This window comes from Streptomyces sp. NPDC017056, from assembly GCF_044332485.1.
Taxonomy (GTDB): domain Bacteria; phylum Actinomycetota; class Actinomycetes; order Streptomycetales; family Streptomycetaceae; genus Streptomyces.
The window spans coordinates 1-21,386 of record NZ_JBIRPD010000010.1 but is presented as its reverse complement, the minus strand read 5'-3'; the positions used below and the strand labels follow the sequence as shown (position 1 = coordinate 21,386).

18 protein-coding genes are annotated in these 21,386 nt (G+C 72.2%); 8 read left to right on the top strand and 10 right to left on the bottom strand.

Annotated elements, in window-relative coordinates; genetic code table 11:
* Positions 1–27 precede the first annotated feature (27 nt).
* On the top strand, positions 28–1,725 hold the full coding sequence (locus tag ACH4OW_RS19185) for an ABC transporter family substrate-binding protein (protein WP_360129643.1): 1,698 nt from the start codon (positions 28–30) through the stop codon (positions 1,723–1,725).
* 1 nt (position 1,726) lies between these two features.
* Here the strand turns inward: ACH4OW_RS19185 and ACH4OW_RS19180 are convergent, their stop codons facing one another.
* From ACH4OW_RS19180 to ACH4OW_RS19170, 3 genes are all read right to left on the bottom strand, one after another.
* Positions 1,727–3,307, bottom strand: a complete 1,581-nt coding sequence (locus ACH4OW_RS19180) for a sodium:solute symporter family protein (RefSeq protein ID WP_360129640.1) — start codon at positions 3,305–3,307, stop codon at positions 1,727–1,729.
* A 201-nt stretch (positions 3,308–3,508) separates the two neighbouring features.
* Positions 3,509–4,294 carry an SDR family oxidoreductase gene (locus ACH4OW_RS19175; RefSeq protein ID WP_398029114.1) on the bottom strand — a complete coding sequence of 262 codons (786 nt, stop codon included), beginning with the start codon at positions 4,292–4,294 and terminating at the stop codon, positions 3,509–3,511.
* A gap of 120 nt (positions 4,295–4,414) precedes the next feature.
* Positions 4,415–5,617 carry a PLP-dependent aminotransferase family protein gene (locus ACH4OW_RS19170; RefSeq protein WP_398029112.1) on the bottom strand — a complete coding sequence of 401 codons (1,203 nt, stop codon included), beginning with the start codon at positions 5,615–5,617 and terminating at the stop codon, positions 4,415–4,417.
* A gap of 183 nt (positions 5,618–5,800) precedes the next feature.
* Between ACH4OW_RS19170 and ACH4OW_RS19165 the strand changes: the two genes are divergently transcribed.
* Positions 5,801–6,700: a hypothetical protein gene (locus ACH4OW_RS19165; RefSeq protein ID WP_398029110.1), complete on the top strand. Its 900-nt coding sequence runs from the start codon at positions 5,801–5,803 to the stop codon at positions 6,698–6,700.
* A 155-nt stretch (positions 6,701–6,855) separates the two neighbouring features.
* On the opposite strand, the gene ACH4OW_RS19160 is transcribed toward ACH4OW_RS19165, so the two are convergent.
* From ACH4OW_RS19160 to ACH4OW_RS19150, 3 genes are all read right to left on the bottom strand, one after another.
* Positions 6,856–7,065: a DUF397 domain-containing protein gene (locus ACH4OW_RS19160; RefSeq protein ID WP_360129629.1), complete on the bottom strand. Its 210-nt coding sequence runs from the start codon at positions 7,063–7,065 to the stop codon at positions 6,856–6,858.
* 202 nt (positions 7,066–7,267) lie between these two features.
* A complete protein-coding gene (locus ACH4OW_RS19155; RefSeq protein WP_360129626.1) occupies positions 7,268–8,134 on the bottom strand; it encodes a helix-turn-helix transcriptional regulator in 867 nt (288 codons plus the stop codon).
* 283 nt (positions 8,135–8,417) lie between these two features.
* Entirely contained in the window at positions 8,418–9,185 is a 768-nt protein-coding gene (locus ACH4OW_RS19150; RefSeq protein ID WP_360129623.1) for a GPP34 family phosphoprotein, read from the bottom strand.
* A 247-nt stretch (positions 9,186–9,432) separates the two neighbouring features.
* Between ACH4OW_RS19150 and ACH4OW_RS19145 the strand changes: the two genes are divergently transcribed.
* A complete protein-coding gene (locus ACH4OW_RS19145; protein WP_398029107.1) occupies positions 9,433–12,144 on the top strand; it encodes a serine hydrolase in 2,712 nt (903 codons plus the stop codon).
* A 106-nt stretch (positions 12,145–12,250) separates the two neighbouring features.
* The gene (locus ACH4OW_RS19140) at positions 12,251–13,642 is read left to right on the top strand and encodes a glycosyltransferase family 39 protein (protein WP_398029483.1); all 1,392 of its coding nucleotides are present in this window, start codon (positions 12,251–12,253) and stop codon (positions 13,640–13,642) included.
* Positions 13,643–13,650: 8 nt separating this feature from the next.
* Here the strand turns inward: ACH4OW_RS19140 and ACH4OW_RS19135 are convergent, their stop codons facing one another.
* The gene (locus ACH4OW_RS19135) at positions 13,651–14,388 is read right to left on the bottom strand and encodes a winged helix-turn-helix domain-containing protein (protein WP_360129617.1); all 738 of its coding nucleotides are present in this window, start codon (positions 14,386–14,388) and stop codon (positions 13,651–13,653) included.
* A 63-nt stretch (positions 14,389–14,451) separates the two neighbouring features.
* Between ACH4OW_RS19135 and ACH4OW_RS19130 the strand changes: the two genes are divergently transcribed.
* On the top strand, positions 14,452–15,411 hold the full coding sequence (locus ACH4OW_RS19130; RefSeq protein ID WP_398029105.1) for a hypothetical protein: 960 nt from the start codon (positions 14,452–14,454) through the stop codon (positions 15,409–15,411).
* Positions 15,408–16,238, top strand: coding sequence for an isocitrate lyase/phosphoenolpyruvate mutase family protein (locus tag ACH4OW_RS19125; protein WP_398029103.1), 831 nt, complete (start codon positions 15,408–15,410; stop codon positions 16,236–16,238). Before ACH4OW_RS19130 ends, ACH4OW_RS19125 begins: the two co-directional genes overlap by 4 nt.
* A gap of 14 nt (positions 16,239–16,252) precedes the next feature.
* Here the strand turns inward: ACH4OW_RS19125 and ACH4OW_RS19120 are convergent, their stop codons facing one another.
* Positions 16,253–16,537 (bottom strand): hypothetical protein, encoded by a 285-nt coding sequence (locus ACH4OW_RS19120; RefSeq protein ID WP_398029101.1) that lies wholly within the window; start codon positions 16,535–16,537, stop codon positions 16,253–16,255.
* A 250-nt stretch (positions 16,538–16,787) separates the two neighbouring features.
* Here ACH4OW_RS19120 and ACH4OW_RS19115 point away from each other — a divergent pair, with 250 nt between their 5' ends.
* A complete protein-coding gene (locus tag ACH4OW_RS19115) occupies positions 16,788–17,423 on the top strand; it encodes a hypothetical protein (protein WP_360129605.1) in 636 nt (211 codons plus the stop codon).
* Positions 17,420–18,784, top strand: a complete 1,365-nt coding sequence (locus tag ACH4OW_RS19110; RefSeq protein WP_398029099.1) for a sensor histidine kinase — start codon at positions 17,420–17,422, stop codon at positions 18,782–18,784. Before ACH4OW_RS19115 ends, ACH4OW_RS19110 begins: the two co-directional genes overlap by 4 nt.
* Here ACH4OW_RS19110 and ACH4OW_RS19105 read toward each other — a convergent pair.
* Entirely contained in the window at positions 18,735–20,834 is a 2,100-nt protein-coding gene (locus ACH4OW_RS19105) for an esterase-like activity of phytase family protein (RefSeq protein ID WP_398029097.1), read from the bottom strand. The two genes, ACH4OW_RS19110 and ACH4OW_RS19105, sit on opposite strands and share 50 nt — an antisense overlap.
* 5 nt (positions 20,835–20,839) lie before the next feature.
* A complete protein-coding gene (locus ACH4OW_RS19100) occupies positions 20,840–21,232 on the bottom strand; it encodes a hypothetical protein (protein WP_398029095.1) in 393 nt (130 codons plus the stop codon).
* Positions 21,233–21,386: the final 154 nt, after the last annotated feature.

Sequence of the window (21,386 nt, the reverse complement as noted above, 5' to 3'; positions counted from 1 at the left end):
CCAGTCGAGAAAGGGAATGTCTCCGCAATGAAGCCCAACAGAGTTCCGCTCGCCCTCGTCGCCACCGTCGCGGTGTCGTCATTAGCGCTGACCGCCTGCGGCGGTTCGGGCGGCGAGGACGGTGGCGGCAAGGCGACGAAAGCGCCGAAGACCACCGCACTGGACATCAACAAGACCGACCCGGCGCAGCTCACGCAGGGCGGCACGCTGAACTGGGCGATCGACCAGTTCCCCGTGCAGTTCAACGAGATGGAGACGGACGGCAACCAGGCCGCCACCAACGTTGTCATCGAGGCCCTGATGCCGTCGCTGTGGCACTCGGCGCCCAACGGCGAGCAGGTGCCCAACAAGGCGTTCCTGCTGGACGCCGACGCCCGTACGGAGGGCGGCAAGCAGGTCGTCACGTACCACCTGAACCCCAAGGCGAAGTGGTCCGACGGCACTCCGGTCACCTACCGGGACCTGGAGGCCAACGTACGGGCCATGAGCAGCAAGGACGCGGCGTTCAAGGTCGGGTCACCGGCCGGGTACGAGGACGTGTCGTCCGTGCGCAAGGGCAAGGACGACTACGAGGCCGTCCTGACCTTCGACAAGCCGTACGCGGACTGGCGCGCCCTGTTCGCCGCGCCCAACAACACCCCGCTCTACCCGGCGAAGTACATGGCCGACGCCAAGGGCTTCACCACCGGCTACCTCAACCAGGTCCCGGTCACCGCCAACGCGTACAAGCTCGCCGGCATCGACAAGACCGCGCAGACCGTCACCGTGGTGCCCGACCCGGCGTGGTGGGGCGACAAGCCCAAACTGGACAAGATCGTCTTCCATGCGATGACGACCGAGTCGATGCCCGCCGCCTACGCCAACGGCGAGATCGACTACTTCGACCTGAACGCCGGCGCCGCCGCCTACAAGCAGGCGTCGGGGGTCACGTCGGGTGAGATACGGGAAGCCGGCGGGCCCAACTACCGGCATCTGACGTTCAACGGCAAGAGCCCCAGGCTCAGCGACCCGAACGTGCGCAAGGCGCTGTTCAAGGCCACCGACCGCGCCACGCTCGTGAAGTCCGGCGTCAAGGGCCTGAACTGGGAGGCCAAGCCGCTGAACAACCACTTCCTCGTGCCCAACCAGAAGGGCTACCGGGACAACGCGGGCGACCTCGGCGCGTACGACCCCGAGGCCGCGGGCCGCATGCTGGACGCCGCGGGGTGGAAACTCGACGGGAAGATCCGCAAGAAGGGCGGCGAGGAGCTGAAGCTGCGCTTCGTCATCCCCACCGGCCAGCCCGCGTCGAAGAACGAGGCCACCATCCTGACCCAGATGTGGGCCCAGGTCGGCGTACAGCTGGACATCAGGACGGTGCCCGTCAACGAGTTCTTCGACAAGTACGTGACCCCGGGCGACTTCGACGTGGCGCCCTACAGCTTCTCCCGTACGCCGTTCTCCGCGACCGGGTCCAGCAACATCTACGCCAGCGACGGCGGCAGCAACAACTCCAAGGTCGGCAGCGCCAAGCTGGACGGGCTGCTGGCGAAGGCCGGCAGCAGCACCGACCCGGCCGCGGCCCTGGAGGCCGTGAACGAGGCGGACGCGGAGGCGTGGCGGCTCGCGGGCGTGCTGCCCACCTACCAGCTCCCCGAGATCACCGCGGCCAAGAAGAACCTGGCCAACCTCGGGGCGCAGGGCATGGCGGACATCACGTACGAGCACATCGGCTACACGAAGTAGCTCACGGCCGTGCCGCACGGTGGCCGGGCCCGCCGACCGGCCCGGCCGCCGTGCGGGCGGCGCCCGCGCCACCGGCGGCGCCGTCCTCGTCCCCGTCGTCGCCGGAGTTGATGCGGGCCAGCACCGCGTCCCGCTCCGGCGTGTCCTCCGGTTTGAGGAAGCCGACGAGAACGTACAGGACCAGCGAGGTCGCCACCGGTGCGACGATCTGGGCCTGGAGGCGGACACCGGACAGGCCGTAGTTGGCGAGCCAGAAGGCGAACAGGCCCGCCGCCCACGACACCAGCGCCGCGGTCGGCCCCGACCGCCGGAACCGCGGCACCATGCCCAGCAGGAACGGGATCGAGATCGGCCCCACCAGCCCCGCCACCCACTTGATGACGACGGTGATGATGTCCTTGAACGTGGGGGAGTCGACCTGGGTGGCGACGGCCATCGACAGGGCGAGGAAGGCGACGGTCGACAGGCGCGCGGCCAGCAGGCCCGCCCGGTGCGACCAGGCGGCCGCCTTCGCGCCCAGCTTCGGCAGCGCGGGGGCGATGTCGCGGGTGAAGACGGCGGAGATCGCGTTGGCGTCGGAGGAGCACATGGCCATCGTGTGCGAGAAGAAGCCGACGACCACCAGACCCAGCAGGCCGTGCGGCAGGAGGTGCTTGGTGAGCAGCGCGTAGGAGTCCGACGCGTCCGGCTTCCGCGCCTTCACCAGCAGCGGCGCCACCCACATGGGGAAGAAGAGCACCGCAGGCCACACGAACCACAGGGCCGCTGACAGCCGTGCCGAGCGCCGCGCTTCGCGGGCGCTGCGGGTGGCCATGTAGCGCTGCGCCTGGTTCCACATCCCGCCGCTGTACTCGAACGTCTTGATGAAGAGGTACGCGAGCAGGAACGTCAGCGTGTACGGGCCGGCCGTCGGCTGCGCGTGGCTGTCCGGCAGCCGGTCCCACACCGTCCACAGCGCGCTGACGCCGCCCAGCTCGGCCAGCACGGTGACCAGCATCGCGACGCCCGCCAGCAACTGGATGACGAACTGTCCCAGTTCGGTGAGCGCGTCCGCCCACAGGCCGCCGACCGTGCAGTAGACGCCGGTGACGACTCCGGTGATCAGGATGCCCTGGTTCAGGGTGAGGCCGGTGAAGACGGACAGCAGGGTGGCGATCGCCGCCCACTTCGCGCCCACGTCCACGATCTTCAGCAGCACGCCCGACCAGGCGAGCGCCTGCTGCGTGGGCAGGTTGTAGCGGCTCTTGAGGTACTCCAGCGGCGAGGCGACGTGCAGGCGCGAGCGCAGCCGGTTCAGGCGTCCGGCGAAGAGCCGGGCACCGATGGCGATGCCGACCGCGATGGGGAAGGACCAGGTGACGTAGGACGTGACGCCGTACTGGTAGGCGATGCCCGCGTAACCGGTGAACATCACCGCGCTGTAGCCCGACATGTGGTGCGAGATGCCGGACAGCCACCAGGGCATCCGGCCGCCCGCGGTGAAGAAGTCGGAGACGTCGTCCACGCGCTTGTGGGACCACACGCCGATCGCGACCATCACGCCGAAGTAGCCGACGAGCACGGCCCAGTCGAGACTGTCCATGTCCCCTCCAGGGGTCCGCCTTGTGAACGGGGAGACACGTCGGCGTACGGTCCGCGGGGCGGGTTCCCCTGCGTGAGCGGGGACTTCGGGGATTGAACCGCTCGTGAGGAGGGACGGTCAAGGGTGCGGGCGGTCAAGGATGTGAACGGCTGTCAGCGCGGCGAACGACTACGGGTGGCGTCGGCAGGGCCTGGCCGGCCGCTAGCGCATGACCTCACCGGCGTTCACCAGCAGCGACTGGCCGGTGATCGCCCGCGCCCGGTCGGAGGCCAGGAAGACCGCGCTCTGCGCGACGTCGGCGTCCGTCGCCATCTCGGGGAGCGCCATCCGCGCGGTGAGCCGGCCCAGCACCTCGGACTCCGGTACGCCCTCGGCGTCCGCCGCGTACCGGACGTACGCCTCGACCGGCGGGCCCCACATCCAGCCCGGCTGCACGGTGTTCACCCGGATGCGGCGCGGCCCCAGCTCGCGCGCGAGCGAGTACATCGCCGAGACCAGCGCGCCCTTGGAAGCCGCGTACGCGGCCTGCCGCACCTCGGACGGCGCGGCGACCGAGGACTGCGTCCCGACGAACACCACCGACCCGCCGCCGCGCTCCGTCATCGACGGCAGGCAGGCGCGCGTCATGCGCAGGGTGCCGAAGAGGTTGACGTCCACGACCCGGCGCCAGGTCTCGAAGTCGGCGTCCGCCAGCCCGCCGAAGTGCGAGTCCAGCGCGGCCACGTGGACGACGGCGTCGATGCCGCCGAACCGCTCGGCGGCGAGCGCGGCCAGCGCCGCGCACTGGTCCTCGTCCGCGATGTCCGTCACCCGCCAGGCGACGCGCTCACCCGACGGGTCGGCCAGCGCCGCCGTCTCGGCAAGGCGGGACTCCGTACGGGCGCCGAGCACCACCGAAGCGCCGTCCCGCGCGCATGCCAGCGCCACCTGGTGGCCGAGTCCGGCGCCGACGCCCGACACCACGACGGTCTTGTCCCGCAGCAGCATGCGCGCCTCCCCGGCCGGGTCCCTCGCCGCCGTACATGACGGGCCGTCAGGTTACGGCCGAGGGCGCGTCATGGCTACGGCCGGGAGCCTGCCATCGCTACGGCCGGGAGCCTGCCATCGCTACGAGCTCGGCGCCCGCAGCGTCTTCGCCAGCCGCCGCAGCCCCTCCCGGATCTCCTCCGGGGGATGCGTCACGAACGACAGCCGCATGGTGCCCGGATCCGCCGGGCCCGCGTAGAAGGGTGCCCCCGGCACGTACGCGACGTCGTGCCGTACGACCTCGGCCAGCAGCGCCGTCGCGTCGTGACCGGCGGGCATCGTCGCCCACACGAACATCCCGCCCTCCGGGCGGTTCCAGCGCGAACCCTCCGGCAGTGCCGCCCCCAGCCCGTCCACCAGGGCGTCCCGCCGCGCGCGGTAGGCGCCGCGCACCCGCTCCAAGTGGGCTTCCAGGCCAGGACCCGCCAGGTACCGGGCGGCCGCCGCCTGGTCGACCGTGGAGGTGTGCAGGTCCGCCGCCTGCTTGGCGATCACGCAGGCGCGGCGCAACCCGGCCGGCGCGCGCAGCCAGCCCAGCCGCAGCCCCGGCGCCACGATCTTGGAGAAGGACCCGAGCAGCGCCGTACGGTCCTCGGCACCCGGGAACCCGGCGAGGTACGGCACCGGCTCGCCCTCGAAGCGCAGCTCGCCGTACGGGTCGTCCTCGACGATCCACAGCCCGCGCCGGGCCGCGACCCGGGCCACCGCGGCGCGCCGCCCGGCGGGCAGCGTCCGGCCCGTCGGGTTCTGGAACGTCGGCACGAGATAGAGCAGCTTCGGCCGCTCGCGCGCCGCGACCGCATCCAGCGCGTCCGGGTCCACGCTCGCGTCGTCCGCCGGCACCGGCACCACCCGCGCCCCGGCGAGGGAGAAGACCTGGAGCGCCGCCAGATAGCAGGGGTCCTCCACCAGCACCGTGTCGCCGGGCTCCAGCAGCGCCGTGGCCAGCAGCGACAAGCCCTGCTGCGAGCCGGTGGTGACCAGGAGGTCGTCCGGCGCGGTGGCGAGCCCGCGCGCGCTCACCCGGGCCGCCACCGCCGCGCGGAGCGCCGGGTCGCCCTCGGTCGTCGAGTACTGGAGCGCGCGCCGCGGTTCCTCTTCCAGTACGTGCCGGAAGGCGGCGGCGATGCCCTCGGTGTCGAACAGCTCGCCCGCCGGCAGCCCGCCGGCGAAGGACACGACCTCGGGCCTGGCGGTCAGGGCCAAAATTTCGCGTACGGGGGAACCGCCGGTCTGCGCCGTGCGCGGCGCGAGCGCGGGGGTGGGTCGGATGTCGTCCGGCATGGCGTTCTCCCGTCGTCGTACCGCCTGCGTCGCAGGGCGCACGAAGGCTCACCCCGCCCCTTCGTTGCAGGGTGCATGGAGTTTAGGCGGGTGCGCCACGGCCGCGCGGGAATGCCCGCATGGTGAACCGGCGCCCTCCGCACCCCTCCTCAACTGACGCCGCGTCAGCTACACCTGGGTGTCATGACCCACGACCCCGGCACGGACGGGCGCACGGACACCACGGACGTCACGGGTGCCGCGGACTCCGCGGACACCCGGAGCGAGACCTACGCCGAACTGGCCGCCGTCGGCCCGTACGGCGTGCACCCCGGGCACGCGCTGATCACCATGGTCGAGCCGCACCCCGGCCACGAGCGCGCCTACAACCGCTGGTACGAGGACGACCACTACATCGCCGGCGCGATGGCCATGCCGTGGATCTTCGCGGGCCGCCGCTGGGTCGCCACCCGCGACCTGCGACGCCTGCGCTACCCGGCGCGGTCCGCCGTCGCCCGCCCGGTCACGGCGGGCTGCTACCTCGCCACCTACTGGATCACCGAAGGCCGCTACGACGACCACCTGCGCTGGACCGTCGCCGTCAACCGGCGGCTGAACCGCGACGGCCGGGTCCACCACGACCGTACGCACGTCTTCACGGCCTTCCAGGACCACGCGGCCACGGTCTACCGGGACGGGGCGCGCGGCCCGCGCGACTTCCACGCGCTGGACCACCCGTACGCCGGACTGGTCCTCGAAGTGGTCGACGCGCCGGACCCCGGGGGCCTGGCCGCCCTTCTGGAGTGGCTGCGCGACGAACGGCTGCCGCGCCGCCTGGCGGGCTCGCTCGCGGCCATGGTGACGGCCTTCACGCCCGTGCCGCTGCCCGGCGACCGGATGCCGTACGTGCGGCAGGTCGAGGGCGCCGGCACCCGGCTGACACTGCTGTGGTTCCTCCAGGAGGACCCGCGCGCCTGCTGGGAACCGTGGTTCACAGGGCTGGACGGGGAGGTCACGGCGGCGGGCCTGGGGCGGGTGGAGCTGGTCGCGCCGTTCCTGCCCACCGTGCCGGGCACCGACCGATACGTGGACGAACTGCGCTGAGGCGGGGGGAGGAGGGGCGGGGCCCGGGCGGATCCGTCCGGGCCCCGAACGAGGCCGAGCCCCCTCGGCCGGGACGGCGATCCAGTCGAGAGGGCTCTGGGTGGTGCTCCTCATGCGGTGTGGCACGAGCGGCTCGTGCCATGCGGTCGACCGGATCAGGTCAGGTCGTGCGCGCCTTTGCCCACACCCGCCACGAAGGTGCTCCATGCGGAGGTGCCGAACGTGAGGCGGGGGCCGTCGGGGTCCTTGGAGTCACGGACCGCGATGGCGGCGGGCGCCGGTACGGCGATCTCGACGCACGCGCCATTGCCACCGGAGTACGAGGACTTCGTCCAGGAGAATGCGGAATTGGGCTTGATGGCCATGTTCACTCCGACTCGCTCTGAGTTGCACCGCGTTGCCGCGGATTCGGTACTGCCGACGCTACGCGCCAACATCACGGAGGGCAGGAGCAGTTCACCCATTCGAATGGCATATTTCTTGATCTCTTTTCAAGCGGCCGGGCCCCGGTGTACGGTGCCGAACCGCTCGACGGAATCCTGGATTCAGCCGGAATCCAGGCCGGAATCAGCTCATGCTGTCCGCGTGCTTCTTCGCCGCCGAGGCGATGAACTCCCGGCTCTGGTCCGCGCTCAGCGCCTGGGCCCGCAGATGCTCGTACATGATCGTGTACTTGTGCACGTCGTTGGTCTTCTCCAGGTACAGGTCACTGGTGACGCCCTCGATGTAGACCACGCTCGAATCGGCCGCGTCGTCGAACTCCAGGATCGAGAACGTCCCCGACATGCCCGCGTGCGCGCCCGTGTCGTACGGCAGCACCTGCACCGTCACATGGGGCAGATTGCTCACCTCCACGAGGTGGTCCAGCTGCTCGCGCATGATCAGGTGGCTGCCCACGACCCGGCGCAGCGCGCTCTCGTCCAGCACCACCCACAGCCGCAGCGGGCTGTCGGGGTGGTTGACCCGGTCCTGGCGCCGCATCCGCACCTGGATGCGCTTGTCGAGCTGCTCCTGGGTCAGCTCGGGAACCGTGCCGGGAATGACGGCCTCGGCGTACCCGGGCGTCTGGAGCAGGCCTGGCACGAGCAGCGACTCGTACACCCGCAGCGAGGCGGCCTCGGTCTCCAGACCGATGTAGACGCTGTACGGAATGTCGCCAAACGCGTGCCACCAGCCCTGCTGACGGGAGTCCTTGGCCATCTGCATCAGCGAATCGACGACACGGTGGTCCTCGACCTCGTAGACCCCGCACAGGTCACGGACGTCCCGCTGGCTGATGCTGCGGCGCCCGTTCTCCAAGCGGCTGATCTTCGACTGCGACACGAGCAGGCGCTCGGCTACCTCTTCCGCCGTCATGCCTTTGAGCTCGCGGAGCCTGCGCAGCTCCTGGCCCAACCGACGCCGCCTGACGGTGGGATTGATATTGGACGCCACGGGACGTGCACCTCCGGCTCCGTACTGCTGCTTTCTCCTGCTCAGCAGATTGCCATCCCAGGTCCGCGCAGCGCAGTGGAATGGACACACAAGGCGAGCGGACGTGCGCACGGGGTGGCGGCCCGGCCGTCGTCCGGAACGGCCGGCCCGCCACCCCGCGCTTGCTGCGGCTCCCGGAACGGGACGATGGGGACGGTGGTGCGTGGTGTACCTGCTTAGCGTGAACTGCTTGTGCCACCTGAACTGCTTGTGTCATCCGAACTGCTTGTGCCACCCGAACTGGTCAGCGGGCACCGACGCGGGCCATGGACCCGTGCCGTGGCTGGACCGGTACGCCCGCCGGCTCCGCCGCGACGCGGGTCGCGGGCTGCCGGCCCGCTCCCGGGCCCGGCCCGGACGCCGCCACCGGTGCACGCCTCGGCTGCGCCGCGACGCCGTTCTGCACATCCATGACGGCATGTGCGACCAGCCCGCCCATCGGGTCGTGCCGGATCAGGTCCCGGAGGCGGGAGCGCGAGGAGCGCCCCTCGTTGCCGGGATACAGGTGCTTGCCGAGCCCGACCGCGTGGGCCAGCGCGGCGAGCGCCGCGGTCCGCGGGTCCGGCGGTACGCCGGTGCGGATCGCGTTGTCCAGCCGGTTCTTGATCTCCCGGCTGATCGCCGTGTCCGTCGCCTGGTAGCGAGTCGTCGGCAGCACCCCGCACATCTGGCCCGCCACGGCATGCACCATGCCGCACCGCTCCAAATGCGTGAGATACGTCTGGCGCAGCCCCAGCCGGGGCCCGCCGATCCAGTGGACGGCGCGCACCGGGCTGCCGCGGCGTCGCAGCAATTCGAGCGCGGAGTCCAAAGTCGGATCTCCGGTCGGCCGTGGCAGCACCACGGCGATACGATCCCCGTCAGGGGCTATCCGTCCGGCCAGAGCCAGCTCTACTAGCTGGGCCCCGGCCAGACCGAGGTCGAGCGACTGCGGCTGCGCTGTGGTTCCCGTTGCCGGGTCCAAAGCGAGCAGCAGAAGCTCCTCCGGAATTGTTCTGCGGCTCCTGCCCATCCATGCCTCCCCGCGTGGATGAATGACAGGGTGACCCCTCTCACATTCATCTGTCGAGAGTGCGTGGTGGGTTAGGCAGGGAACCTGTAGGTATGTCGTTCTCGTCTATCACCTTGGCGACGCCTTCTGTGGGGCGGGGCGCCCATCGTTTCGCGTGGCGGTCAGGGCGCGCCCCGCGAACACAGGACACTTGGGAACACTGGGCCAGACAGAGCGCGACGTATCGCGACGTGTGAAGGAGACATAGGTGGCGGGCGAGTCCCCCGGCAAGCCGGAGCAGAAGCAGTCGTCGGGGGAGACGGCGGGGAGCGAACGCGATCCGCGACTTGCGGTCTTCCGCGAACCGAAGGCCGCGGACGAGGGCACGGACAAGGCGAAGAAGACCGACAAGACCGATAAGGCCGATAAGGCCGGCAAGGTCGGCAAGGCCGGCAAGGTCGGCAAGGCCGACGGGGCGGAGAAGTCCGCTGCGGAGCCGGAGCCGGAGCCGGAGTCGGAGCCCGCGGCGGCGTCCGGTGGCGAGGGCCGTGACGAGCGGCTGCGGGAGGCGGTCGCCGCTTGGGTGGCGACCACGGACGACGAGGACGCTTCCGACAAGGACGCTTCCGGAGTCGACGCTTCCGACGAGGACGCATCCGGTGGCGACGCCTCCGGTGGCGGGGCCGGGACGGAAGCGCGTGCGAAGGCTGAGGCGGACGAGGCCCCGGTGACGAAGGCACCGAAGGGCGACGCCGAGAAGAAGTCCGGGGACGCCCCCAAGGCGGCCCCCGCGGAGGCCCTTGCGGAGGCTCCCAAGGGTGCCGCTAAGGACGCCTCGAAGGCTGCTGAGGGCGCGGACAAGGGCGAGTCCGAGGCCGAGCCCAAGGACGCGTCCAAGGGCGCGCCCAAGGAGGCTTCCAAGGGCACTCAGGCCGCGGCGAAGAGCCCCTCCGGTGCGGCGGCCGAGGACGAGCCGAAGCCGGCCGGCGACAAGCCGAAGGCGGTGGACCAGCCGACGGCGATCTTCAAGGTGCCGAGCGCGGAGGAGCCCGCCGACGACGCGACCCGGGCGTTCTCGATCGCAAAGCAGAAGGGCTCGGACGCCGAGACCGACGCGAAGGCCGCCCCCAAGAGCGACGCCAAGTCCGACCCCAAGGCCGAGTCCAAGGCCGAGTCCAAGACCGACGCCCCCAAGACCGACGCTGCCAAGGCCGAGAAGCCCGGCGGCAAGTCGGCGGGCAAGCCGGCGGCCGACCAGCCGACCACGGCGATCAAGGCCGTACGACCGGCCGGCGCCGCGGAGTCGGAGGGCGAGCGGACCAGCCAGTTCGTGGCCCTCAAGTCCACCGACCCGCAGCCGATCAAGCCGCCGCGGCCCGTCACGGGCGACAAGCCGGGCAAGGCCGGCAAGTCCGCGGCCAAGGACGCCGCGAAGGCCGGGGGCAAGCCCGCCACCGAGACCGGCGCCAAGCCCGACGCCAAGGCGGGTACGAAGGCGGGCGCGAAGCCCGCTGCCGAGGCGGACGTCGCACCGGGCACGAAGTGGGGCGCGAAGGCCGCCGCCCAGACCGAGGCGAAGGCCACCGAGCCCGAGGCGCCCGCCGCCGCGGCGTCCACCGGCGCCACCGCGCAGCCCGGCGCGCTGCCCGACTCCGAGCGGACCAAGCAGCAGCCGCTGCCCCCGCTGGACCTGCTGGCGCAGCTGACCAACACGCCGCCGCCGCCCGAGACGCCGATGCGTACGGTCGCCCGACGGTTCAAGATCTGGACCCCGCTGGTACTTCTGCTGCTGGTCGTCTTCGTGGTCGTGCAGCAGGTGCGGCCGCTGCCGGGCCCGACGCTGGCGCTGAACGGGAAGACCTCGTTCACGTTCGAGGGCGGCTCGTTCCAGATGCCGTGGCCGAAGGAGGGCCAGGCCGCGGCGAAGGTCGTGGGCGCGGGCAGCCTGGGCACGTACGGCGATGAGAAGCCGGTGCCGACGGCGAGCGTCGCCAAGATCATGACCGCGTACGTGATCCTGAAGAACCACCCTCTCAAGGTCAAGGAAGAGGGCCCGAAGATCACGATCGACGCGAAGGCGGTCCAGGAGGGGAACGCCCCGGGCGAGTCGACGATCCCGGGGCTCAAGGAGGGTCAGCAGTACAGCGAGGCGAAGATGCTCCAGATGCTGATGATCCACTCGGCCAACAACGTCGCCCGTGCGCTGGCCCGCTGGGACGCCGGTTCGGAGCAGGAGTTCGCCAAGAAGATGAATGCCGCGGCCCAGGACCTCGGCATGAAGAACACCACGTACACCGACCCCAGCGGCCTGACCAAGACCACCGTCAGCACCGCCGTCGACCAGCTCAAGCTGGCCGAGGAGGTCATGAAGCTGGACGCGTTCCGGCCGATCGTCGCGATGCCCGACGCCAAGGACGGGCTGCCCACGCGGATCTTCAACTCCAACGGCCTGATCGCGCGGAACCCCGAGCTGAGCGTCAAGGGCATCAAGACCGGCTCCAGCACGGCGGCCGGCGGGGCGCTGGTGTGGGCGTCCTACAAGGGTGTGGACGGCAAGGACCAGCTGATCCTCGGCGCGACGATGGCGCAGCACGCCAAGGGCCTGGACCCCAACGGCACCAGCAGCCTCGCGCTGGTCCAGGACCGCACCAAGCCCATGATCGAGGCCATCCGCAACGCCCTCACCTCCGCCACCACGGTGAAGAAGGGCCAGGTCGTCGGCTATGTGGACGATGGTGTGGGCGGGCAGACGCCCGTCGTCGCGACGAAGGACCTGAAGGCGATCGGCGTCCCCGGCCAGAAGATCGACTTCAAGATCGGCGCCGCAGCGGGCCAGTCCGTCCCGCACGAGGCGAAGGCCGGCACGGTGGTCGGCGAGCTGACCGTCGGCACCGGCTCCAGCGCGGCGAAGGTGCCGGTGGCCCTGCAGAAGGACCTCGCCGAGCCGACGTTCGGCGCGAAGCTGACCCGGGTCGGCTGAGGCGGAGTCCGTCATCGAGGTAGTGCAGACCGCGTACGCGTCCCCCGCGCGCGCCAGAGGAATCTGGGCGTCGCGGGGGGCCGTCGCGTTGTACCCCGCCACTTTGATGCTGGTGCTGGGCCTGTGGGGCATCCGCCGTCAGGGCAGCATGTGGCGGGACGAGGCGGTCACGTACGACATGGCGCACCGCACCTTGGCGGAGCTGTGGCCGACGCTCCAGACCGTCGACGCGGTGCACGGCCTCTACTACGTGCTCATGCGCGGCTGGTTCCTCGTCTTCGATGGTGGTGTGGTGGCCCTGCGGCTGCCGTCCGTGTGCGCTATGGCGGTGGCCGCCGCCGGTGTCACGCTGCTGGGCAGGGAGCTGGCGGGGCGGCGCGCGGGTCTCTTTGCGGGCTTCGTCTTCGTACTGCTGCCGATGGTGCAGCAGTACGCGCAGGAAGGGCGTAGCTACGCGCTGGTCTGCGCTCTGGTGGTGTGGTCCACCTACCTCTTGGTGCGGGTCGCCGCCCGGCCGTCCAGGCGGCTCTGGGCGGGCTACGCGGCGCTGTCGCTAGCCGCCTGCCTGATGCACGAGTTCGCCGTGCTGGTACTGCCCGCGCACGGCGCCGCGGTCGTCCTGTCCGGCCTGCCGCGCCCGGTCCGGCGCGCCTGGTGCCTGGTGGCCGGCGCGGTGATCGTGGCGCTGGTTCCGCTGGCCCTGTTCAGCATGGGGCAGAGCGAGCAGCTCAGCTGGTTGCAGTGGCCGAACCCGGTCCAGCTGGTCACCTTCACCGTCCTGGTGCTGGGCGGCCTGCTGTGTTCCCGCGTCCCGGTCGGCCGGGCGGGCCGGCGGCGGCTGCGGCTGCGGCCGGTCGCGCTTCCGCTGCTGATCCTGCCCACGGCACTGCTGGTGCTGCTCTCGCAGCTCAAGCCGATGTACGTGGACCGTTACGTCCTGTATTACGTCACCGGGTTCGCGCTCCTGGCGGGCGCCGCCCTCGACTGGGTGCTGCGGCCGGCCGGGCACCGCGGCCAGACCCGGCGCCGGCTGCTGTTCAGGTCGACGGCGCTCGCCCTGGCCGTGACGCTGCTCGTACCCGTCAACGTCTTCCTGCGCAGCCCGCAGAGCCGTACCGACGACGCCATCGCGGTGACCGGGGCGGTCAAGGAGCTGTCGTCCCCGGGTGACGGGCTGCTGTTCCAGCCGGCCAGGCGGCGGGTGTGGGCGGCGGCCGCGCCGCACGAGTTCCTCCGTCTGAGCGACCTGGCGCTGGACCAAAGCCCCGTCGCCTCGCACACCCTGTACGGCACGGAGCTGTCCGGCGACCGGATCCACGCCCGGATGCTGGCGGCGCGCCGCATCGTCGCGGTCGGCGACGCGAAGGGGCAGCCGGCCGACCAGACCGATCAGGAGATCGCCAAGCGGGCGACCCTGAGCGCTTCGTTCCAGGTCTGCAAGACCCTGAACACCAGGGGCGCGCAGGTGACGCTGTACGCCCGTCCCGGCCACTGCTGACGGCCGCTTCAGACGAGCCCGGCTCCCTCCGCGTCGAGCCCGAGCAGCCCGCGCAGCGCGTCCGCGCCCGCTGTCGTCAGCCGTACCGCCCGCCCGCTGCCGACGCGCCGTACCCACGCGCGCTCCATCAGCCCCGCGCACAGCCGGGCGCCGGCCGTGCCCGCCAGGTGCTGCCGTCGCTCGGTCCAGTCCAGGCAGCCGCGGGCCGTCGGCCGGCGGCCCGCGCCGAGCCCGGCGGCGTCGACGCCGAGGGCCTCGGCGAACCAGCCCGCGCCCGCGGCGGTGAGCGCGAAGCCGCCGGCCTGGTCGATCAGGCCGCGTTCCGTCATCGCGTCGGTGACGGCCACTCCGAGGCGCCCGGCCAGGTGGTCGTAACAGGTACGGCCGCGGGCCAGCGCCGCCGACGCGTTGACGGCCCGCAGACCGCGCGGCCGCTCGGCGGGCGGGTCGAGGTGCGCGGTGAGCCCTTCGAGGAGTTCCGCGACCCGCGGGCTCGCGAGCTGCACGTACCGGTGGCGCCCCTGCCGCCGTTCCACGAGCAGCCCGCCCTCGGTCAGCCGGGACAGGTGCTCGCTGGCGCTGGACGGCGCGACTCCCGCGTACGCCGCCAGCTCGCCCGCGGTCCAGGCCCGCCCGTCCAGCAGGGCCAGGCAGAACGCGGCCCTGGTGCGGTCCGCGAGCAGCCCCGCCAGCCGTGCGAGCCCCTCGCCGTGCCCTGGCACCGGTTCCGCTGCGCGCGTGGTCATGCGTCCATTGTGCGCAGCCACGTTTCGGCCGGCCCCGAAGTGTCCCGGCCGTACGGTCCTGCCATGCGGACCAGGGACGACAGTCGAGGCGACACGCGAGACGACATGCGAGGCGACACGCAAGGCGACACGCGAGACGGCACAGGTAACGGCGCATGCAACGGCACGCCGGCGGACGCGGGCCCGGGCGTCCTCTCGGACCCGGCCTGGGTGGTGCCGCCGGTGCCTCAGGACGTACCGGCAGGCTCGATGGCCTGGCTGCGGGCGCACGTCGCCCGTTTCAGCAGCGGGGACGCGCATGCGCGGCGCCGGGCCGCGGCCGCCGCCCGGCTCGGCGGGCCGGAGGCGGCCGGTGCGCTGCGCGACGCCGCGCGCACGCGGGCCGAGGCGTTGCTGCGCGGCCCGGGCCCGGTGGAGGTGATGGCGGAGGTGGCGCGCGTCGTGCCCGTCGAAGTGCTCGCGGCGGGCCTTGCGTTGCTGCCGGTCACGGCGGACACGGCCGGGCTGGTGGGCGAGGTGGCCCGCGCGTACCACGCGCACGGCGAGACCGTACCGGCCGCCGACGAAGCGCTTGCCCGGCTCGTCGCGGCCTGCGGCGGCGCCTGGGACGAGGACACGGCGGCCCGGGTCGGCCTCCTGGTACAGGCGTACGACGCGACGGCGGGGCTCATCGGCAACGCGGCGCGCCTGATGCTGACGCACGCTGCCGCGGCCCAGGCGGGCGACCCGGCCGCGAACTTTCTGGACCGTGCGTTGCGCGTCGATCCGCCGGTGCGGGGCACGCTCCGGGCCCCGGCGGGCGGTGGCGCTCCCGTCCGGGCCGGCCTGGTCACCGCCGACGGCGCGCTGCCCTTCGGAGCCGGGGCGCACGCCTGCCCGGGGCGCGAGCACGCACGGGCCCTCGCGGCCGGGGTGCTGGACGCGCTGTGCGCCCGCGGCTGCCGGCTCGCCCGGCCGGATCTCGTGTACATACCGTCCGCGAACCTGCGGATCCTGGACTCGCTGGAGGTGACGTGCGCATGAGCACGGACCGGAACCGAATCTTCCACGCCCTGCACCACGGCGACGAGCCGCTGCTGCTCCCCAACGCCTGGGACGCGGCCTCCGCCACCGCGCTCGCCGCGGCCGGACACGCCGCGGTCGGCACCACGAGCCTGGGCGTCGCGGCCGCGCTCGGCGAGCCCGACGGTCAGGGTTCGGCCCTCGTACGCGAGGCGACGGTCGCCCTGGCGCGGCGCCTGGGCAGCCGCCTGACCTGCCCGTACACGGTGGACATCGAGGGCGGCTTCGGTGGCGGGCCGGAGGAAGTGGGGCGCTTGGCGCGGGAGTTGGCGGGCGCGGGAGCCTCCGGCGTCAACCTGGAGGACGGGCTGCCGGGCCGGGCGGGCGACGAGCCTCTGGCCCCCGCCGGCCGGCAGGCGGAGCTGATCCGTGCCGTGAAGGAGTACGCGCCGGACCTCTTCCTCAATGCCCGTATCGACACCCACTGGCTCGTGGACGACCCCGCCGCGCGGCCGCTGGACGAGACGCTCGCCCGCGCCGAAACGTATCTGGCGGCCGGGGCGGACGGCATCTTCGTGCCGGGAGTCGCCGGCGAAGAGGCCGTCGCCACTCTCGTCGGGGCCGTCCCGGCGCCGCTGAACGTCCTGTACGCGCCGGGCCGGCTGAGCCTTGCCCGGCTGGCGGAGCTGGGCGTACGGCGCGTCAGTACGGGTTCGCTGCTGTTCCGTTCGGCACTGCACACGGCCGTCACGCTCGCCGGTGCCATCCGCGAGGGCGGACCGGAAGACGGCGCCGCCGTGCCCGGCTACGGGGAGATCCAGCGGCTGGCGGCGCGTCAGGAGGTGTAGCCGGTCACGGGCCCTCAGCCCTGCTGCGACTCGCGGCGCCGGTGCAGCGAGACACCCAGGCCGGCGCCCAGCACGGCGGCCGCGCCCGCGAGTCCGCCCGTGGGAAGGTGGCCGATCTTCTCGGCGACCCCGGCGAGGCCGTCCTCCGGCAGGACGGCGGACTTGCGGCCCATGGCGTGCGAGGCGGTGGCGTCCGAGGCGTCGGCGGCGAACGCGCCGCCCGCCGGGAGGAGGAGAACAGCGGCGACGCCGGTCGCGACGGCGGCGGTACGGATCACGGAGCGGCGCTTTGCCCGCATGGAACTTCTCCTCGTCGTGGCGGTCCCGACCGCCGTAAGTCTGCTGATACGTCGTACTGGCAGAGAAGAATGTACGAGGTGTGCTTCACGACGATCCGTAGGTTGTGTAACAGCCTGGACCCGCTCTGCGGGCAGTGATGTCACGGCATGCGCGCGACCAACCGTCTTCGCGCCACCACTATGGGTAACTTTGTCTCGTTACGTACGCGTGTGACGTACCCCTGCGTCCGTTACGGGAAGGTGGTGGGCCATGCGGCACCAGGCGCTCCTCGCGGCCGCGCCGCTCGCCCTGCTGGCCGGCTGCGCGGGCGTCGCCGGCCTGCACGACGACGGCCGGGCGCGGGACGTGCAGGCACCGCTCGCCCTGTGGGCGGACCGTACGCCCGCGCCCCGCGTCCGCGACGAGGACCCCGGCGACCAGCGGGCCGTACCGGGCGTCCCCGAGGTGCCCTCCGGCGACATGAAGGACACCGACCCGGCCGCCGTCGTCAGCGCGGACCTCGCGGCCGGTGACGGCCGGCCGCCCGACCCGCGGTCCGTGCGCAGCCCCGTGTTCCACGACCTCACCGACGACGGCAAACCCGACCTCATCAGCGCCGTCGACCTGGACAAGCGCACCAGCGAACTCCGCGTCTACAGCGTCAGGGAAAACGTCGTCACCCGCGTGCTGGGGCTCCGCGCGGTCATCGCGGGCGTCGAACTCGCCGCCGGACACCTCTCCGTACGCGAGCCCACCAAGGACCCGCGCTACGTCAGCGTCACCGACTACGTGTGGGACGGCAGCCGGATGGGCCTGTGGGACCTCACCCTGGACGACTACCGGACACCGCAGAACCCGCTGCCCACACCCGCGTCGAGCCCGCCGTCCCCCGGGGCTCCCGCATGAACCGCCCGGCGCTCTCCCTCCGCTGGAAGATCGCGCTCACCGTCACGGCGGTGTGCTGCGCCGTCGCCGCCGTACTGGGCGTGCTCGTCCACAACGCCGTCGCCCGCCAAACCGTCGGCCAGGTACGGAAGGAGACCCTCGCCGACCTCGACGAAGCACTGGACCTGTACGAGTACGGCACCTCCCGCGAGGGGCTCAACTCCGTCCTCGACCCCACGGAACTCCCTCCGCGGCTCCGCACATTGGTGCATCACGGCCGGCGCGGCAGCATGGTCGGCACGTACCACGGGCAGCGCGTCATGTGGACGGCGGCGCCGGCCGGCGACCAGGTCATGGCGGTCTGGTCCCCGTACGAGAACACCCGCCGCTCCCTGGAGAACCTGGACACGGCCATCTTCGGCTCCGCCGTCCTCGCCGCCACCGCCGTCGCCCTCGCCGGACTGTTCCTCGCCCACCGCATCAGCCGCCGGCTCGGCACCACGGCCGCCGTCGCCCGCCGCATCACCGCCGGGGACCTGGACGCGCGGGTCGGCACCGAGGGGCAGCGCCGCGCCGGGCCGGGTGCGAAGGACGAGGTGGCGGCGGTGGCCGCGGCGCTGGACTCGGTGGCGGGCTCCCTCCAGGGCCGCCTCCAGGCCGAGCAGCGTTTCACCGCCGACGTCGCCCACGAACTGCGCACCCCGCTGACCGGCATCCTCGCCTCGGCCGAACTGCTCCCCGAGGGACGCCCCAAGGAGATGATCAACGACCGGCTGCGGGCCCTGCACCGGCTCACCGAGGACCTGCTGGAGATCTCCCGGATCGACTCGGGCGCCGAACGCCCCGACCTGGCCTCCTACGAACTGGGCCCGCTGGTCCGGCAATCCGTGCGCGCCCTGGGACACGACACCGAGGTACGGGTCGTCCGGGACGCGGTCGTCCGCACGGACCGGCGCCGGCTGGAACGGATCCTGTGCAACCTGGTGCTCAACGCGCACCGGCACGGGCAGCCCCCGGTCGTGGTGACCGTGGACGTACCGGACGGCGGCCGCCCCGCCCCCGGCGACACGCCGAACGGCAGGCGCGAGGAACCCAACGGAAGCCGCACCGCAGGCCCCTCAACCGCCCCCGTCGTGGAAGTACGCGACCACGGCCCGGGGTTCCCCGACGAATTGCTGCGGCACGGCCCCCAGCGCTTCCGTACCGACGCGCCCGGCCGCGGCATGGGACACGGACTCGGCCTGACCATCGCCGTCGGCCAAGCGGCCGTCCTGGGCAACGACCTGACCTTCACCAACGCCCCGGACGGCGGCGCCAGAGCCGTCCTGCGCCTCAATCCGCCGCCCGGTCCAGCCGTACGGCAAGGGCATACACCCGAGTGATCTGATGCGGGCTGTTGTTGTTGTCCGAGACGAGAAACAGCGGCATACGGCCCTTGTACGGGCCCGAGGACAGCGGCGCCGCCCCCAGCGCCATCCCCTCGACGTTCTCCAGCAACGGGTTCAACTGCGGCTGCGCCGCGGCCGCACCACCCCTCGGACACGTCACGAGATCGACGGGCTCCCACTTCCTCGCGAACGCGTCCACCGGCTCGCCCTGCAACGACGCGACCCCCGAGACGTCCTTCGCGCGGCTCAGATCCGCGCCGAAGACCCGCACCGCGTTGCCCTGGCCCTCCGCGTGGTTGGTCTCCAGCACGAGCAGCCGGTCGCCGCCCAGCGCCACCAGCTCCGACACCCGCAACCCGGCCGCCGACTGGTACGCGTACTGCTTGTCCGCCACGTACGCGCCGCCGGGCCTCCCCTTGAAACGCTGGATACGCAGCAGACCGCGGCCGCGCGCCTTGCCGTCACGGAAGAGCGGCGCCTCCAGACCCGCGTACAGATACCGGCCGTCCGGCGACGCGCCCAGCGCCTCCAGATTCTCCGGCCCCGACCACTCGACCAGATTGCGCGGCAGCTCCACACGCCCCGTCTCCACACCGTCCGACACCCGGAACCTACGGATCGAAGGACCCGCCTCCGAAGCGACCAGTACCGTACGGCCGCCCTTCTCCAGCACCAGCCCCTCGCCGTCGAAGCGCCCGCCGCCCGTGGGATGCAGCGTCCGCATGTCCACGGCGCGGGCGGCCGGCGCGGACGCGCCCGAAGTACCGAGGTCGAGGTCGAAGATCCGCCCCGGCGGGTTGTCGGCCAGCGCCCACGCCCGCGAGGGCCCCGCCAACGCCAGGCCGGACAGCCCGTCGACCGGTACGGCGGCCCCGTACTCCACGCCGTTGAGCGCGTCACTGTGCCCGATCAGCGCCACATCGTCCGAACAGGGCCCGGAGGACGGCTCATCGCCGCGCGACTGCCACCACCACGCGGACGGGACCGCCACCGCCGCCACACACAGCGCGGAGACCAGCACCCGGCGCCGGCCCCTCCGCACGGCCTGCGCTTGCGCTTGCTCCTCCGTCGCTCTGTCGCCGGGCTCCGGCGGCGCGACATTCGCGGCCTGCTCACCCTGAGGCCCTACGCGCCCTTGGGGAACGGGCCGCACCGCCCGGTTCCGTACGAACGGCAACTTCTCGATGCCGTTCTGGCTCTGCTGCTGGGGCAGCGGCCGGTTCTTCTCCCACAGCGACCGGCGCACCTCACGGTAAATCTCCTCCAGACTGAGGTGCCGCGCCGGATCGCCGCCCGACGGCGGCGCGGCGGACGCTGCGGGCCCGGCTTCCGCCACCCCCTCCGCGGGGGCCGGCCGCGGAACCGGAATCCCCTCCCGCAACACCCGCAAGAACTCCCCGGTGAACGCGGTGTACTCCTCGCCCTCAGGAGCCAGCGCCTCGACGTTCCACGGCGTCGAAGTCAGCAGGTACGAGACGCCCTCCATGCCGTCCATGCCCGCGAACAGGGCCTCACCCAGCCGGCTGGACGCCTGCTGGGTCGCCGACGCGGTCGACATGGCACCGGACATGGACCCGGCGGACATGCCCTTGATCACGCTGCCGCTGTAACAGCAGTCCAGAATCACGATCCGGCGCCTCGGCGGCGTACGAGTGCCCAGCACACTGCGCAGCCAGGCATACGGGATGCCGCTGTGCACCTTCCCGGCCTCGGTGCCGGGCAGCGTGAGATACAGGCCCTCCTGCCGCGAATCGAGAAACCCGTGCCCCGCGTAGTAGACGATCAACGTGTCCCGCGCGGCCTGCACCGCCTGCTCGACGGGGCGCAACGCCGCCGTGACGGTGCGAGGATTGAGCACGACCCGGCAGTTCCGCCTCGGCATCCCGCCGATCGTCCGGTCGGTCAGCGCCGCCTTGAGCGCCTTGAGGTTGTTCCGCACCGCGGGCAGCGGCGTCAGACTCGCGTACGTATCGACCCCGACGATCACACAAGCGGACTCCGCGGGATCGAACGCGGCCCCCGGCACCACCCCGACTTCACCCATACGTGTCAGCTCCCGTCGCCTTGTCCGGCGTCACCCTCCGCGTCGCCGGGCCCAGCCGCCCGCTCCAACTCCTCCAACGCGCGAAGGATGCTCCGGGCACCGTCCGTATCCGCCGTGGCGAACGTGACACGCACCCCACCGCGTTCGACGGTCATCTTGGGACGCGCCGCGTACGCCCTGCGCCAGCCGTCAATGGCGATGGCGAGACTGCTCAGCTGGAACGCGCTGTCGACGATGAGCTGCACGGCGTCGAACGCCAGCCCCATACGGTCGGCGCGGGGCGCGGCGGCACGCAACGAGACGTCCGCGCGCAGGGTGGGGGTGTCCGCCAGCCACTCACACAGGGACCGCGTTTCGCGGTCGCTGTCTGCGTTGTCCAGTGTGATCGTGAGGTTCATGGGTCTCCTTGGGGCGTTGATGCGGTGCGCGCTTCGCGCGGGTGCGCTTGTTTCGTTTGGGGTCGGGGCCGCGCAGGGGGGTGACTCCTCACCGCACTCGCGGACGCCATGTCTTGAAAGCTGAACCTGGTGTAGCGAGCTGTCGGCTGCGGGG